The organism is Tsukamurella hominis (genome assembly GCF_965137015.1).
Classification (GTDB): Bacteria; Actinomycetota; Actinomycetes; order Mycobacteriales; family Mycobacteriaceae; genus Tsukamurella; species Tsukamurella hominis.
The window spans coordinates 1-14,146 of sequence record NZ_CBCRZG010000023.1 but is presented as its reverse complement, the minus strand read 5'-3'; the positions used below and the strand labels follow the sequence as shown (position 1 = coordinate 14,146).

General features: G+C 73.4%; 18 protein-coding genes and 1 pseudogene. 8 read left to right on the top strand and 11 right to left on the bottom strand.

Going from position 1 to position 14,146, the window contains the following annotated elements:
- Positions 1–40 precede the first annotated feature (40 nt).
- The 6 genes from ACM9LD_RS21155 to ACM9LD_RS21130 all read left to right on the top strand — a co-directional run bounded on the left by ACM9LD_RS21155 (position 41) and on the right by ACM9LD_RS21130 (position 4,190).
- Positions 41–826, top strand: coding sequence for an SDR family NAD(P)-dependent oxidoreductase (locus tag ACM9LD_RS21155; protein ID WP_415678508.1), 786 nt, complete (start codon positions 41–43; stop codon positions 824–826).
- The gene (gene cbiE / locus ACM9LD_RS21150; protein WP_415678507.1) at positions 823–1,962 is read left to right on the top strand and encodes a precorrin-6y C5,15-methyltransferase (decarboxylating) subunit CbiE; all 1,140 of its coding nucleotides are present in this window, start codon (positions 823–825) and stop codon (positions 1,960–1,962) included. The genes ACM9LD_RS21155 and cbiE overlap by 4 nt, the downstream gene beginning before the upstream one ends.
- Positions 1,959–2,717, top strand: coding sequence for a precorrin-4 C(11)-methyltransferase (gene cobM / locus ACM9LD_RS21145; RefSeq protein WP_415678506.1), 759 nt, complete (start codon positions 1,959–1,961; stop codon positions 2,715–2,717). Before cbiE ends, cobM begins: the two co-directional genes overlap by 4 nt.
- Entirely contained in the window at positions 2,717–3,460 is a 744-nt protein-coding gene (locus ACM9LD_RS21140) for a cobalt-precorrin-6A reductase (protein ID WP_415678505.1), read from the top strand. Before cobM ends, ACM9LD_RS21140 begins: the two co-directional genes overlap by 1 nt.
- Before the next feature lie 128 nt (positions 3,461–3,588).
- Positions 3,589–3,918: a nuclear transport factor 2 family protein gene (locus tag ACM9LD_RS21135; RefSeq protein ID WP_415678504.1), complete on the top strand. Its 330-nt coding sequence runs from the start codon at positions 3,589–3,591 to the stop codon at positions 3,916–3,918.
- A 5-nt stretch (positions 3,919–3,923) separates the two neighbouring features.
- Positions 3,924–4,190, top strand: coding sequence for a hypothetical protein (locus tag ACM9LD_RS21130; RefSeq protein WP_415678503.1), 267 nt, complete (start codon positions 3,924–3,926; stop codon positions 4,188–4,190).
- Here the strand turns inward: ACM9LD_RS21130 and ACM9LD_RS21125 are convergent.
- The gene (locus ACM9LD_RS21125; protein ID WP_415678502.1) at positions 4,171–4,542 is read right to left on the bottom strand and encodes a MerR family transcriptional regulator; all 372 of its coding nucleotides are present in this window, start codon (positions 4,540–4,542) and stop codon (positions 4,171–4,173) included. The two genes, ACM9LD_RS21130 and ACM9LD_RS21125, sit on opposite strands and share 20 nt — an antisense overlap.
- Before the next feature lie 9 nt (positions 4,543–4,551).
- On the opposite strand from ACM9LD_RS21125, the gene ACM9LD_RS21120 reads away from it, so the two are divergent.
- Positions 4,552–5,352, top strand: coding sequence for an alpha/beta fold hydrolase (locus ACM9LD_RS21120; RefSeq protein ID WP_415678501.1), 801 nt, complete (start codon positions 4,552–4,554; stop codon positions 5,350–5,352).
- A gap of 18 nt (positions 5,353–5,370) precedes the next feature.
- A complete protein-coding gene (locus tag ACM9LD_RS21115) occupies positions 5,371–5,958 on the top strand; it encodes a cysteine hydrolase family protein (protein ID WP_415678500.1) in 588 nt (195 codons plus the stop codon).
- A gap of 18 nt (positions 5,959–5,976) precedes the next feature.
- Here the strand turns inward: ACM9LD_RS21115 and ACM9LD_RS21110 are convergent, their stop codons facing one another.
- The 10 genes and pseudogenes from ACM9LD_RS21110 to ACM9LD_RS21070 form a co-directional block, all read right to left on the bottom strand.
- The gene (locus ACM9LD_RS21110) at positions 5,977–6,408 is read right to left on the bottom strand and encodes a PPOX class F420-dependent oxidoreductase (RefSeq protein WP_415678499.1); all 432 of its coding nucleotides are present in this window, start codon (positions 6,406–6,408) and stop codon (positions 5,977–5,979) included.
- 54 nt (positions 6,409–6,462) lie between these two features.
- Positions 6,463–7,671 carry an MFS transporter gene (locus tag ACM9LD_RS21105; RefSeq protein ID WP_415678498.1) on the bottom strand — a complete coding sequence of 403 codons (1,209 nt, stop codon included), beginning with the start codon at positions 7,669–7,671 and terminating at the stop codon, positions 6,463–6,465.
- Entirely contained in the window at positions 7,671–8,582 is a 912-nt protein-coding gene (locus ACM9LD_RS21100; protein ID WP_415678497.1) for an alpha/beta hydrolase, read from the bottom strand. The genes ACM9LD_RS21105 and ACM9LD_RS21100 overlap by 1 nt, the downstream gene beginning before the upstream one ends.
- Positions 8,583–8,673: 91 nt before the next feature.
- Positions 8,674–9,519: a helix-turn-helix domain-containing protein gene (locus tag ACM9LD_RS21095; protein ID WP_415678496.1), complete on the bottom strand. Its 846-nt coding sequence runs from the start codon at positions 9,517–9,519 to the stop codon at positions 8,674–8,676.
- A 79-nt stretch (positions 9,520–9,598) separates the two neighbouring features.
- Positions 9,599–9,889, bottom strand: coding sequence for a DUF1330 domain-containing protein (locus ACM9LD_RS21090; protein WP_415678495.1), 291 nt, complete (start codon positions 9,887–9,889; stop codon positions 9,599–9,601).
- A gap of 16 nt (positions 9,890–9,905) precedes the next feature.
- Positions 9,906–11,378: a precorrin-2 C(20)-methyltransferase gene (locus ACM9LD_RS21085; protein WP_415678494.1), complete on the bottom strand. Its 1,473-nt coding sequence runs from the start codon at positions 11,376–11,378 to the stop codon at positions 9,906–9,908.
- Positions 11,375–12,010, bottom strand: a complete 636-nt coding sequence (locus tag ACM9LD_RS21080; RefSeq protein ID WP_415678493.1) for a precorrin-8X methylmutase — start codon at positions 12,008–12,010, stop codon at positions 11,375–11,377. Before ACM9LD_RS21080 ends, ACM9LD_RS21085 begins: the two co-directional genes overlap by 4 nt.
- Positions 12,011–12,019: 9 nt before the next feature.
- A complete protein-coding gene (locus ACM9LD_RS21075; RefSeq protein WP_462933956.1) occupies positions 12,020–12,817 on the bottom strand; it encodes a hypothetical protein in 798 nt (265 codons plus the stop codon).
- 96 nt (positions 12,818–12,913) lie between these two features.
- Positions 12,914–12,994: pseudogene (locus tag ACM9LD_RS25055) on the bottom strand (hypothetical protein); the annotation flags it as partial.
- 86 nt (positions 12,995–13,080) lie between these two features.
- Complete coding sequence (locus ACM9LD_RS21070) at positions 13,081–14,145, bottom strand: beta-ketoacyl-ACP synthase 3 (RefSeq protein ID WP_102101933.1); 1,065 nt, start codon at positions 14,143–14,145, stop codon at positions 13,081–13,083.
- Between the last annotated feature and the right edge of the window lies 1 nt (position 14,146).

The following is a 14,146-nucleotide window of genomic DNA, read 5'->3' as shown; positions in this document are numbered from 1 at the left end:
CCGTCACGGTAGCGGGGTGCCGCGCGTCTAGTCTGGTCCGGTGAGTGCGGACAGGATTCCCGACGGCGCGGTGCTCCTCCTGGGCGGCCGGAGCGAGGTCGGTCTGGAGGTGGTCCGGCGGATCGCGCCGGGCCGCGACGTGGTCCTCGCGGCCCGCCGCTCGGAGCACCTGGACGCTCAGATCGCGATGCTGCGCGAGGTCGGCGCCACCGGCGTCTTCCCGGTCGAGTTCGACGCCGACCGCACCGACCGGCACGCGGCCTTCCTCGACGAGGTGGCCGACCGGTTCGGCCGCATCGGTGTGGCGGTGGTGGCGTTCGGGATCCTCGGCGACCAGGCCCGGGCCGAGGCGGATCCGTCGCACGCCGTGCAGATCGCGCAGACCGACTACGTGGCGCAGGTGTCCATCCTGCTGGGGCTGGCGAAACTGTTGCGCGCCCAGGACGAGCGCCCGGGCGGCCGGGGCGCGATCGTCGCCTTCTCGTCGGTCGCCGGGGTCCGCGTCCGCAAGGCCAACTACGTCTACGGCAGCACCAAGGCGGGACTCGACGGATTCGTGCAGGGCTTCACGGATTCGTTGCACGGCAGCGGTATCCAGGTGCTACTCGCTCGGCCAGGCTTCATCGTGGGCGCGATGACCCGCGAGCTGATGGCGTCCGGGGTGAAGCCCGCGCCGTTCAGCCGCACGGCACCCCAGGTCGCGGAGGCGACGGTACACGCGCTGCGCCGCGGCCGCCGGGTCGTGTGGATCCCGCCGGTGCTACGGCCCCTGTACGCCGGGCTGCGGTTCGTCCCGCAGGCCGTCTGGCGGTGGATGCCGCGATGACGGTGACGGTGGTCGGCATCGGCGCCGACGGCTGGCCGGGGCTGACCGACGCTGCGCGGCGTGCCCTGCTCGACGCGACCGTCATCCACGGTGCACCCCGGCAGCTCAAGCTCCTGCCGGAGGAGCTCGCCGACGAGGCCGCGCGCCCGTGGCCCTCGCCGCTGCTGCCGGCGATCGACGAGCTCGCCGACGGGGTGCACGTGCTGGCCAGCGGGGACCCGATGTTCTACGGCGTGGGAGCGACGATCGCGCGCCGCCGGCCCGACCTGGACCTGCACGTGATCCCGCACCTGTCGTCGTTCGCTCTGGCCTGCGCCCGGCTGGGCTGGCCCGCCGAGGAGGTCACCGTCGTCTCCGCGGTGGCGCGGGACCCGTCGCCGGTGGTCCGAGCGGTCCGCGACGGTCGGCGGACCCTGGTGCTCAGCGAGTCCGGTGCCACGCCCGCGCTCCTCGCGGACCTGCTGCGCGACGCCGGCCTCGCCGCGACGATGACGGTCCTGGAGCAGCTCGGCGGCCCCCGCGAGAAGGTCCGCACGTTCCGGAGGAACCTGCGCGTCGACGACCTGAACGTGGTGGCGATCGATCCGGCCGGTCCGGCGGGGGAGTTCGCCTTCGAGCACGACGGCCAGATCACCAAGGCCGATGTCCGCGCCATGACGGTGGCGGCCTTGCGCCCGACGCCCGGCTGGATCTGGGACTTCGGCGCGGGCTCGGGCTCCGTCGGGATCACCTGGGCGCTGCAGGGCGGCGGCTCCGTCGTCGCCGTCGAACGGCGTGCGGACCGGTCCGAGCGGGTGGCGCGCAACGCGGCCCGGGCCGGCGTGACCGTCGAGGTGGTCGTCGGCGACACGGCGGACCTCACGGCGGACCTGCCGATGCCCGACGCGATCTTCGTCGGCGGCGGCCTCACCGAGCCCCTCGCCGCGGCGTGCGTCGGGGTGCTGCCCGCGGGCGGGCGGCTCGTCGCGAACACCGTCACCGTCGAGGGCCAGGCCCTGGCCGCAGCGCTGCGGGCCCGGTACGGCGGCGAGCTGCGCAGCTGCACGATCGCAGACCTCGCACCCCTGGGTGGGGGCACCGCGTGGCAGCCGCGCCGGCCGATCGTGCAATGGGTGTTCGTGAAAGGTGATGCGTGACCGTCTACTTCATCGGCGCCGGTCCAGGCGCCCCGGACCTGCTGACGCTGCGCGGCGCGGAGCTGCTCGCGCGCTGCACCGTCTGCCTGTACGCGGGATCGCTGGTGCCGCAGCAGATGCTGGACCGGTGCCCGCCGGGGGCGACGCTCGTGGACACGGCGCGGATGCCGCTGCCCGACATCGTCGACCAGTTGGTTTCCGCGCACGCGGCGGGTCTGGACGTGGCGCGCCTGCACTCGGGCGACATCTCCCTGTACTCCGCGTTCACGGAGCAGGCTCGCCGGCTCGACGCGGCCGGCGTGCCGTACGAGATCGTCCCGGGCGTGCCCGCCTTCGCCGCCGCCTCCGCCGCGCTCGGCCGGGAGCTGACGGTGCCCGGCGTTGGCCAGTCGTTGCTCATTTCCCGCGTCTCCACGCTGTCGACGGACATGCCCGCGGGGGAGGATCTGGCCTCGCTCGCCCGGACCGGGGTGACCCTGGCGCTGCACCTCGCCGCGCACCGTGCGCAGGCGCTGACCGAGGATCTACTGCCGCACTACGGCGCCGACTGCCCCGTGGCGGTCGTGGCCTCCGCCAGCCGGGAGGACGAGCGGATCGTCCGCTGCCGGCTCGCTGAGCTTCCGGAGCGCCTGGCGGCGGAGGGGATCACGAAGACCGCGGTCATCTTCGTCGGCAAGGTGCTGGCCGCGGAGGCCTTCGAGGAGAGCTACCTGTACTCGGCGCGCCGCCTGCGCGCCCCGGGGGCGAGCCACTGATGCCGCGCGTGCTGGTCCTCGGCGGGACCGCCGAGGCCCGCGAACTGGCCCGCCTCCTCCTCGAGGACCCGCGGTTCACGGTGCTCAGCTCACTCGCCGGCCGCGTGGCGAATCCGCGCCTACCGGTGGGGGAGACGCGGATCGGCGGGTTCGGCGGACCGTCGGGCCTAGCGGCGTTCCTCGCGGAGGACGGCGTGGACGTGCTCGTGGACGCGACGCATCCGTTCGCGTCGACCATCTCCCGCAACGCCGCGCTCGCGGCGGAGGCGTCGGGGGTGCCGCTGCTCGCGCTGGTCCGGCCGGAGTGGTCTCCGGTAGCGGGCGACCAGTGGACCCGCGTGCCGACGGTGCCCGCCGCGGCCCGCGTGCTGGCCCGCCGGGAGGGTGGGCGCGCGATGCTGACGACCGGCCGTCAGGACGTCGGCGAGTTCGCGGCGCTCGAGGCCTGGTGGTTCCTGATCCGGGTGGTCGACGCGCCGTCGTGCGCCCTACCGCCGCGGCACGAACTGCTCCGCGACCGCGGCCCGTACACCGTGGAATCCGAGCGGACGCTGCTGCGCGACAACCGGATCGACGTGCTGGTGACCAAGAACAGCGGCGGGGATCTCGTCTCGGCGAAGCTGGCCGCGGCGCGGGAACTCGGGATCGACGTGGTCGTCGTCGACCGGCCCGAGCGACCCGCAGGGGTGCCCGCGGTGCCGACCGCGGCTGCCGCCTACGCCCGGCTCGTCGGAGACGCGTGACTCTCGCCCCGACGTACAAGCAGGACTTGTGGATCGGACCGGTATTCGTGCGGCAGAGCCGCCCTCGCGCCCCTACGATGGCGACTGTGGGGCTGCAAGCCCACGGACGCTACGACGAGGAGACGCGCATGACGAACATCGAGATCCCCAGCCCGGTCAAGGAGTTCATCGACTCCGTGAACGCCGGTGACGAAGCGGCCTTCCTCGATGCCTTCACCGCCGACGGCTACATCGACGACTGGGGCCGCGTCTTCGGCGATCGCGCCGCGATGCAGGGGTGGAGCGCGAACGAGTTCATCGGCGCGAAGGGCGTGCTGACGCCGGAGAAGGTCACCGTCGACGGCGACACAGTGACGGTGGTGGGCGATTGGCGCAGCACCCACGCCAACGGCCTGAGCGAGTTCACCTTCGCCGTCGAGGGCGATCGCCTCAAGTCCATGACGATCCGCGAGGGCTGACGACCGTGCGGACGATCATCATCGTCACCCTCGGGATCGTGCTGGCCCTGGTCTTCCTCGCCGTCGGGCGCAAGGTCGGATCCGTGGGTCCGCAGCGGGCGGCGATCGCCTTCGTCGTGCTGTGGACGCTGGCGATGATCGCGAACCTGGCCGTCGGCGTCTCGCACGGCTACACAGTGGCCGAGGAGTTCCCGATCCTGCTGCTCAACGTCCTGCCCGGCGCCGTCGTGGCCCTGGTGGGGGCGCGCCTGCTCACCCGAGAAGCGCGCTGACGGCGGACCGTCTCCGCGTCAACTCGCCGAGATCCGCGTCGATGCGGGACAGGGTGGCGCGCATCGCGGCCTCGATCGCGGGGCACAGGTCGACGGTCCGCTCGTCCCGGGCGCACGGGAGGATCACCCGGATGGCGTCGGTGTCGAAGCCCGCGTCGAGGAGGCCGCGGATCCGGCGCACCTGCCCGGCGGCGTCGCCGTCGTAGACGCGGTAGCCGGCGGGGGTGCGCTCCGCTGCCAGAAGGCCCTTCTCCTCGTAGTACCGCAGCGACCGCGTGCTCGCGCCTGTGACCTCGGACAACTCGCCGATCAGCATCCCGCCCTTGACCTTCACACCGGCGTCAACCCGCACACTGCACGCATGTATTCCGATCGTGCCACCCAGATCCTGTCCACCGCCCGCTCCGCCGTCATCGACCGCGGCGCCGGCCCCGTCGTCGCGCTCGCCCACGGCGCGGGCGGCGGGGTTCTGGAGAACTTCGCCGCGCTGGTCGACCGCGCGCCCGACCTGCGGTTCGTCGGACCGTCGTGGCCCGGATCGGGCGGTACCCCGCTCGGCGCAGCGCCGCTCGCCCTCGAGGACCTCGCCGATCGCGTCGTGGCGGCCGCCGTGAGCCGCGGCGCCGAGCGCTTCCCGGTCGTCGGGCTCTCCCTCGGGGCGGCCGTGGCGATCACGGCCGCGCACCGCCACCCCGAACACGTCTCGGCCCTGGTGCTGACGGTCGGCGTCGCCCGATCCGACTTCCGGGTACGGACGGTCACGGACACGATCAGTGCGCTCGCCGCGGCCGGCGCCCACGACGCGCTCGCGGCGTACGTGCTGTCCGTCGCGTCCTCGGACGCGACGCTGCGTGTGCTGCCGCCGGCGGCTCTCGATGAGACGCGGATCGCGGTCCGCGACACGATGCCGGAGGGGATGTCCGCGCAGATCGATCTGGCCGGGCGCGTGGACGTCACGGATCTCCTGCCCGGCATCGCGGTTCCCACCCTGGTCGTCGTCGCGGGCGGCGATCGGTTGGTGCCCGCCGACATCGCACGGGAGTTCAGCGCGATCCCCGGGTCGCGCGTCGTCGAGTACGCCGGGGCCGGGCACATCTTCACGCCGTCCGAGGCCGAGGAATGGGCCGTCGAGGTCGCCGAGTTCCTGCGGGCGGTGGACTGAGCGCGGCATGATCGGGGGATGACAGCTGCTGTCCTGGCCCTGCACTGGCAGGTGAACGTGATCGAGCCGGAGGGCTTCTTCGGGCCGATGCTGGCGGGACCGGTCGAAGAGTCCGGCGTCGTGGACCGGGCGGCGGCCTTCCACGACGCGGCGCTCGCAGCGGGCGTGCCGGTGATCTTCACCCGGTTCACCGTGCCCGAGGGCGAGGGCGATCTCGTGCGGAACACCGCGTTCATGCAGGCGGTCGGTGACGCGCAGGAATCCTTCCGCCCGGACGCCGGCGGCGCGGGCATCATCGCCGCGATGGCCGACCAGCCGACCGCGGTGTACGACAACCAGCGCCTCTCCGGGCTCGCGGGGCCGGCCACGGAGTGGCTCGCGGAGCACGGGATCGACACCCTCTACCTCACCGGCGTCGCGACCAACCTCACTGTCGAGCAGACCGCGCGGCACGGCACCGATCTCGGCCTGGTCGTGCACGTCGTCGAGGACTGCGTCGCCGCGGCGGATCCGGACGTGCATGCGGCGTCATTGGCGAACCTCGACCTCGCGACCGCCGGCCGCGTGACGGCAGTGGAGGCCATAGCCCGCTTCGGCGCCGCCTGAGAGGCCCGACGGGGACGCTCAGCGCAGTTTGGCGCCGTACGCGTGCGTGATCTGCAGGACGAGCAGCACACGGCGGTCCGCGACCATGACCTCGCGGTACTCACGCCAGTCGGGATGCTCGCCAGCACCGGCGCGGTAGTAGTCGACGAGCGCGTCCACCTCGGCACCGTCGGGATCCGTCGACGGGCCGATGAGCGTCGCGGTGCCTTCAGCCGTGGCCCAGGTGTAGCCGTCGGCGCTCGTGAACTCGATCGCGGCCCGCGGATCGCGGCGCAGGTTCGCCTCTTTCGCGCGGCCGGCGGTCATGGACACGAGGATCCGGTCGGCGTCCGCGTCGTACACCGTGGTGACGGGGGAGAGCTGCGGCATGCCACTGGCCCGGAGCGTGGCGAGGACGCCGATCCGGCTGGCGGCGATCAGGGTGCGGGGGTCGAACTCGGTCGAGGCCATGCACGGTCCAACGCCTCGCCGGCCCCCGCTGTTCCGGGGACCGGCGAGCGGGGCTCAGACCGCCGCTCCGTCGACCCGCACGCCGGGACGGGGAGCGCGGCGCCGTCGCTCGGCGGCGATGCTCGCGGCGGCCAGCAGGGCGCCCGCACCGCTCAGGGCGACGCCGATCCACACCGGCGACGTCGGGCCGCCTCCGAGGCTGATCCCCGTGCCGCCGAGGTGTGCACCCACGGCGTTGCCCAGGTTGAACGCCGCGATGTTGGCCGATGAGGCGATGAGCGTCGCGGTGCCGGCGTTCCGCAGCACGCGCAGTTGCAGGGCGGGCACCGTCGCGAAGCCGATGAGGCCCATGACGGCGAGCGCGACCGCGACGAGCGGCTTCGAGCCCGCGAGCACCGCGACCGCCGCGATGGCGAGGGGCAGGAGCGCGGCGAACGTGAGCAACGCGCGGTCCGCGTCCCGGTCGGCGGCACGGCCACCGACGAGGTTGCCGGCGAACAGGCCCAGTCCGAACAGCACCAGGAGCCAGGGGATCGCGGCGGCGCCGAAGCCGGTGACGGACCGCAGCAGCGGCTCGATGTAGGTGAAGGCGCCGAACAGCCCGCCGAAGACGAGAGCCGTGACGGCGCAGGCGATCCAGACGGTGGGACGCGACAGCACCGACAGCTGAGCGCGCACCGAGGTCGTCTCGGCGGGCACGCTCGGCACCAGCGAGGCGATCGCCGCCATGGCCACGAGCCCGATCACGGCGACCGCGACGAACGTGGCCCGCCACCCGAACCGGTGACCGAGCGCGGTGCCGGAGGGGACGCCGAGCACGTTCGCGACGGTCAGCCCGGCGAACATCAGCGCGATGGCCGACGCCTGGCGGTCGGGTGTGACCAGCCGCGCCGCGAGCACGGCACCGATCCCGAAGAAGCCGCCATGGCACAACGCCGCGAGGATCCGGCCCGCCATCACCGACTCGTAGGTGGGGCCGGCCGCGGAGAGGGCGTTCCCCGCGACGAAGAGGGCCAGCAGGATCAGCAGCGCGGTCTTCGGCGGCCGCGACACCAGGGCGAGCGTCACGGTGAAGGCGCCGAACACGACGCCGAGCGCATAGCCGGTGACCAGTCCGCCGGCGACGGGGATGCTCACTCCCAGGTCGCTCGCGACGTCGGAGAGCAGGCCGGTGATGGAGAACTCCGTGAGCCCGATCCCGAAGCCGCCCATGGCGAGTGCCAGTAGTCCGGGGTGTAGGCGACGGTGCGAGAGGGCGGTCATCATCGGGCTCCGTTCAGGGTCGCGCGCAGCCAGAAGGCCAGGTCGCGCTGGAGGTCGGTGGCGGCGTCGAGGACGGCGTCCATCCAGTAGAAGCCGTGCAGGGTGCCGGGATAGTCGCGGTACTCGACGGCGGCGCCCGCAGCTCGGAGGGCGGCGGCGTACTCCTCGCCGTCGCCGCGGAGCACGTCGTACTCGGCGGTCGCGACGAAGGCGGCCGGTAGGCCCGAGAAGTCGGTCGCGTCGAGCGGCTGCGCGCCTTCGGGGGTCGAGCCGGCGCCGAGGTAGTGATCCCAGAACCAGGTGACGTCGCGGGCGGACAGGCTCACCTCGTCATCGGCCAGATTCGAAGCGGGGGAGTGCCGCCGGAGGGACGGATACAGGAGCGCGTGCGCGGCGACGGCGGGTCCGCCGCGGTCGCGGACGCGCTGTACCAGGGCGGCGGCGAGAGTCCCTCCCGCGCTGTCGCCGACGACTGCGATCCGCTCCGGATCCACGTCGAGCGCGCCGGAGGCGATCCACTCGAGCACGGCCGCGGCGTCGTCTATCGCCGCAGGATAGGGGTTCTCGGGCGCCTTCCGGTAGTCGACGGTGACGACGGTGAAGCCCGTGGCGAGCGCCAGGAGCCGCGCGGGTTCGTCGCTGACCTCGATGTCGGCGATCACGAAGCCGCTGCCGTGCAGCATGAGGATCACAGGGCCGCCGGGCGGGCCGTCGCGGTACACGCGCACGGGCAGAGACGATCCCGGGCCGATCACGTAGGTGTGCCGGACGTGGTCGACGTCGGGTGCGCGGCGTTGCAGGTCGAGGTAGCCGCGTCCCGCCCGGCGGGCCTCCGCGACGGAGCCGGCGTGGACGGGCGCGGCGCCGGCGATGGCGGCGAGGTGGGCGGCGGCCTGGGGGTGCAGGGGCATGACGGATCCGTTCTTCGGGCAGTGGGGATCGCCAGCGGTCGCCGCGGTTCGGCGACCCTGGTGGAGGGAGGGTTGGGGCTGGGGGTGCGGCTCAGTCGGCCACGCGGTGCCGCAGCAGCGTCAGGGCGTCGTCGTCCGGGCTGCCGGGCGCGGCGCTGAACGCGATCATGCGCGCACCGTCGGACTCGGGGAGGTGGAGCATCTGGTAGCAGAGGTCGAGCCGGCCCACCCACGGATGGTGGAACCGTTTGACGCCGCTGGTGCACAGCTCGACGGCCTGCAGTGCCCACAGCCGGGCGAAGTCGCGATCGAGCACCAGCTCGCCGAGGAGGCCGCGGAGCGCCGCGTCGTCGGGGAACTGGGCGGCGACCCAGCGGAGCGACGCGACGGCCAGCTCGGCCTCCAGTTCCCAATCGACGAAGAGCGACCTGACCTCCGGATCGAGGAAGGTCTGCCGCACCTTGTTCGGCGGCGGATCGGCGTGCAGGTCCTCGTACGGGACGTGCGGGGCCAGAACGGCGTTGCCGAGGCGATTCCACGCTAGGATGTCCTGGTTGCGGGAGAGCACCACGGCGGGCGTCTCCATCGCGTCGACGAGTTGGCGCACGCCGGTGAATCCGGCGCCGTGCCGATCGATCGGCGCCGCCCCCTCGCCCGACGGATGGGCCAGCTCGAGGAGGTGCAGGCGCTCGACCTCGCTCAGCTGCAGGGCGCGGGCGAGTGCGCTCAGGACCTCGTCGGAGGGATTTCCGGCGGCACCCTGTTCGAGGCGGGTCAGGTAGTTGACCGATACCCCGGCGAGCTCGGCGAGTTCCTCGCGGCGCAGGCCCGGGACCCGCCGGCGGCCGTAGCTGGGGAGGCCGAGGGCGTCGGCGTCCACCGCGGCGCGCCGGGAGCGGAGGAAGGACGCCAGGGTCGGGGCGGTCTCATCGATCATGTCCCCGAGTCTGGTCCACTGCGCGGGCGGTTGCCTGCCCCTGCGAGGGGCAGGCTCCGCGGCGGCGGGTCAGCGCAGTTCAGGAGCCTTCGCAGATCCGGATCTCGCGGACGGCACCGTCGCCGAGGGCGGCGAGGGCCGCCTGGTAGGCGGGGGAGTCGTGCGTCGCGACGGCCTGCTCGAGGCTGTCGAACTCGATGACCGTGGTGCGCTCGACCTTCCCTGCTTCGTAGGCGACGGCGGCCTGGCCGCGGACGATGAAGCGCCCGCCGCCCTCGGTGATCGCCGGCCCGCCGATGGCCGCGTAGGCCGCCATCTTCTCGGGGTCCTTGATCTCCTGGTAGAACGCGATCCAGTACGCCTTCGCCATCATTCTTCTCCTTCTGTCAGTACCTACGGGGAGTGTGCACGATGCGGCCGCCGGAGCGTTCGGTGACCTCGGTGCGCGAGGACCCGACGATGAGCAGGCAGCGCATGTCCACCTGCTCGGGATCGAAGGCGCCGAGGGTCGTCACCGTCAGCGTTTCCTCGGGCGAGCCGACGGCGCGTCCGACGATGACGACGGTCTCGGGGGAGCGCACGTCGAGCAGCACCTCGCGCATCCGCACGAGCTGCTCGCGGCGCGTCTTCGACGCCGGGTTGTACACGGCCAGCGCGAGGTCCGCCGCGGCGACGGCGCGCAGCCGCTGCTCGATGACCTCCCAGGGCTTGAGGTAGTCCGAGAGCGAAAGCACCGCGTAGTCGTGGCCGAGAGGCGCTCCCGCGCGGCTCGCGACGGCGTTCGCCGCGGTCATACCCGGAAGCACGCGGACGGGGACGGCGTGGAAGGCCGGGTCGGCCGCCACCTCGGCGACGGCGGAGGCCATCGCGAACACGCCGGGATCGCCGGAACTGACCACGGCGACGCGGGCACCGCCGGCCGCGAGCTCCAGGGCGTGCCGGGCGCGGTCGGCCTCCACGCGGTTGTCCGAGGCGTGCACGCGCTGCCCGGGCCGGGGGCGCACGCGGTCGGTGTAGGTCTGGTACCCGACGATGTCGGTCGCCTCCGCAAGCTCGTGCCGGACCTCCGGTGTCGTCCACGCATCGTCGCCGGGGCCGAGGCCGACGACCACGACCTCCCCGCCCGACGGTGCCGTGGGCGCGTTGATCCGGCCGGGTACCAGCACCGTCGCGAAGTACGGGACGTCCTCGGCGCTCACGTCGCCCACCGACAGCACCCGCTCGTCCGCGCGGCTGGCGCGCTCGACGTACCAGGCCGCGCCGTCCCGGTCGGCGTCCTGCAAGGCGCCGCGAACGGTCGGGAAGGTCCTGCCCAGCTTCATGATCGCGGCGGCGTCGGTGTCGGCGAGGCGGCGGCGCAGCTCGGGCTCGGGGAGCGTGCCGGGGAGCACGGTGAGCACCTCGTCGGCCTCGACCAGCGGGACGCCGGTGGCGGCGGCCGCGGCGCTCACGGACGTGACGCCCGGGACCACGACGCACTCGAACCGATCGCGCAGCCGTTTGTGCATGTGCATGTAGGAGCTGTAGAACATCGGATCGCCCTCGGCGAGCAGCACGACGTCGCGCCCCGCCGTGAGGTGCTCGGCGAGCTCCTCCGCGGCACCGGCGTAGAAGTCGTCGAGAGCGCCGCGGTAGCCGCCGGGGTGATCGGTGGTCTCGGTGGTCACCGGGTACATCAACCGGATCTCCGTCTGGCCCTCGCGCAGGTACGGCGCCGCGCACGCGCGCGCGTTCGAGCGGCCGTGCCGCGCACTGTGATACGCCACCACGTCCGCCTCGGCGATGAGGCGCGCGGCCTTGACGGTGACCAACTCCGGATCACCCGGACCCACGCCCACGCCGTACAGGATCCCCGTCACAGCTCCTCCTCCCGCGCCAGCGCGTTGAGCGCCGCCGCCGTGATCGCGCTGCCGCCGCGGCGGCCCAGCACGGTGATGTACTCGACGCCCAGCCCCGCCGCCTCCGCGACCAGCGCGTCCTTCGACTCCGCGGCGCCGATGAAGCCGACCGGGATCCCCACGACGACCGCGGGTTTCGGCGCGCCCGCCGCGAGCAGGTCGAGCAGGTGGAACAGAGCCGTCGGCGCGTTGCCGATCGCGACGACCGCGCCCGCCATCCGTTCGCCCCACAGCTGCAGGGCCGCGGCGCTGCGCGTGTTCCGGATCTCGGCGGCCAGCGCGGGCACGCGCGGATCGCGCAGCAGGCACAGCACCTCGTTGTCCTCGGGCAGGCGGGCGCGGGTGACGCCGTGCACCACCATGTTCGCGTCCGCGAGGATCGGCGCCCCGGCGCGCAGCGCGGCGCGTCCGGCCGCGACGGCGCCGGCGGAGATGCGGATGTCGCGATCCAGATCGACCTGGCCGGCGGCGTGGATCATGCGGACCGCCACCGTCTCCGCGTCGGCGGCGAGGGCGGCGAGGTCCGCCTCGGCGCGGATCGTGGCGAAGGATCGCCGGTAGATCTCGGCGCCGTCGGTGAGGTAGTCGTGCACCCGGGAAGTCTATTCGCCGGGCTCGCCCGTCACGACCACCCGTCGGTGTTCGCCCGACGGTGCGCCGCAGCCGCGCTCGCACGCGACCACGTGGACCCGCTCGTCGTCGGCGATGCCGTCGGCGAGGTCTGCCGCGTGCGCGAGCGAATCCCCGTGCGCGCGGGCGCATCCGTGGTCGCCGACGCAGGCGCTCACCCGCAGGAGCGGCGCGTTCGCGTCGAAGATCAGGCCCATCGGCGCGAGGAAGCGCACCACGGTCTCCGCGGCGCCCTCGTCGAGTCCGTGCAGGTGCACCGTCCGCCACGGGGTGATCGTGATCGGGTGGTCCACGGCGGCGACGAACTGCGCGGTGCGCGGGTCGAGCCGGCCGAGCGGAACGCCCATCCCGAGCGCCACCGAGCCGTCGGACCGTTCGAACCAGCCGACGGGCGGCGGAGTGGGGGGCGCGGGTACGGAACGCGGCCCGGTGATCTGCCCGCCGAGCGCCACGACGATGCGGTCGGCACCGTCGGGCAGGTCCTGCACGCGCCATTCGTCGCCGCGCAGGTCCAGGAACGCCTGCGCGGCATCGAGCAGCGCGTCGACGGTGCCGGGCAGGTCGGTCGGGCACCCGGCGAGATGGAGAACGCCGCCGCGCGATTCGGCGTCCGCGCCGAGCGCCGCGACGTCGCCGACACCGTCGTCGAGGGCGAAGAGGAACCGCCCCGGCAGCTCAGCGAGGGCCGGTCGCGCCACGAGCGCTCGGTCGAGCGCCGCGGCGGTCTCCCGGAGCTCGCCGGAGTGCGGCGAGGCGACGATGTTGCGCACCCGCTCGTGCGTCGGCGAGGGCAGCAGCCCCGCGTCGGCGAGGCGCGCGCGGGCGGCGTCGAGGTCGGCGACGCCGCGCAGCTGGACGTTGCCGCGCGACGTCAGCTCGAGCGGCTCGTCACCGGAGAGCTCGGCGAGGGCGACGAGCTGCTCGGGTTCGAGCGCTCCGCCGGGCAGCCGGACCCGAACCAGGGCACCGTCGGCCGCGGCGTGCGGTCGCAGGACACCCGGGCAGGAGTCGGGCTGCTTCGGCTGCAGTGCGATCAGTCCTCGAAGTGGACCGGCGGCAGGGTGATGACGTGGCCGGCGTAGGCCAGGCCGGAGCCGAAGGCCATGACGAGCGCGGTCTGGCCGGGCTTCGCCTTGCCGGTGCGCAGGAGCTCCTCGACGGCGAGCGGGATCGACGCCGCGGAGGTGTTGCCGGTGGTCACGATGTCCTCGGCGACCACGCAGTCGTCGCGCAGCTCGAGCGCCTTGATGAGCACCTGGGTGATCCGCAGGTTGGCCTGGTGCGGCACGAAGACGTCGATGTCCTTCGAGGTGAGGCCGGCGAGCTTGAGCGCCTCCTGGCACGCGGGGAGCAGCGCGGTCGCGGCCCAGCGGAAGACCTTGCGGCCCTCCATGCGCAGGAACGGGCGGACGGGCGCCTCGGTCGTGGTGTCGTCCCGGAACGCGTGGACCTCGTCGAAGTACGTGCCGAAGTCCTTGTCCTGGAAGATCGCGGTGGTGAAGTCGCCGTCGGCGCCCCACGACACCTGGGAGACGCCCACCTCCTCGGACGGTCCGAGCACGGCCGCACCGGCACCGTCGGCGAAGATGAACGCGCAGGTGCGGTCCTCGGGCGAGATGAGGTCGGAGAGGCGCTCGACGCCCACGACCACCACGTACTTGGCGGTGCCGGCGCGGATCAGGTCGGTGCCGACGGCGGCGGCGGTGGTGAAGCCGGAGCAGCCGGCGGTGATGTCGAACGCGGGGATGCCGACGCGGCCCAGCTCCTTGGCGATCTGCGGGGCGAGCGAGGGGCCCAGCTCCAGGCGGGTGTTCGTCGCGGAGATGACGCAGTCGACCAGCTGGGGATCGATGCCCGCGGCCGTGATCGCACGCTCGGCGGCCTTGACCGACATCGACAGGATCGTCTCGTCGTCCTCGGCGAAGTGCCGCGACTCGATGCCCGAACGGGTCTTGATCCACTCGTCGCTCGAGTCGATCTTGTCGACGATCTCGGAGTTGGGCACCACGCGCCGCGGACGGTACGCGCCGATCCCGAGGTAGCTGACGTTCGACTGCTCAGCGGGGGCGGGAGGGGCGATCCGGGCGGGGGCGGTCATG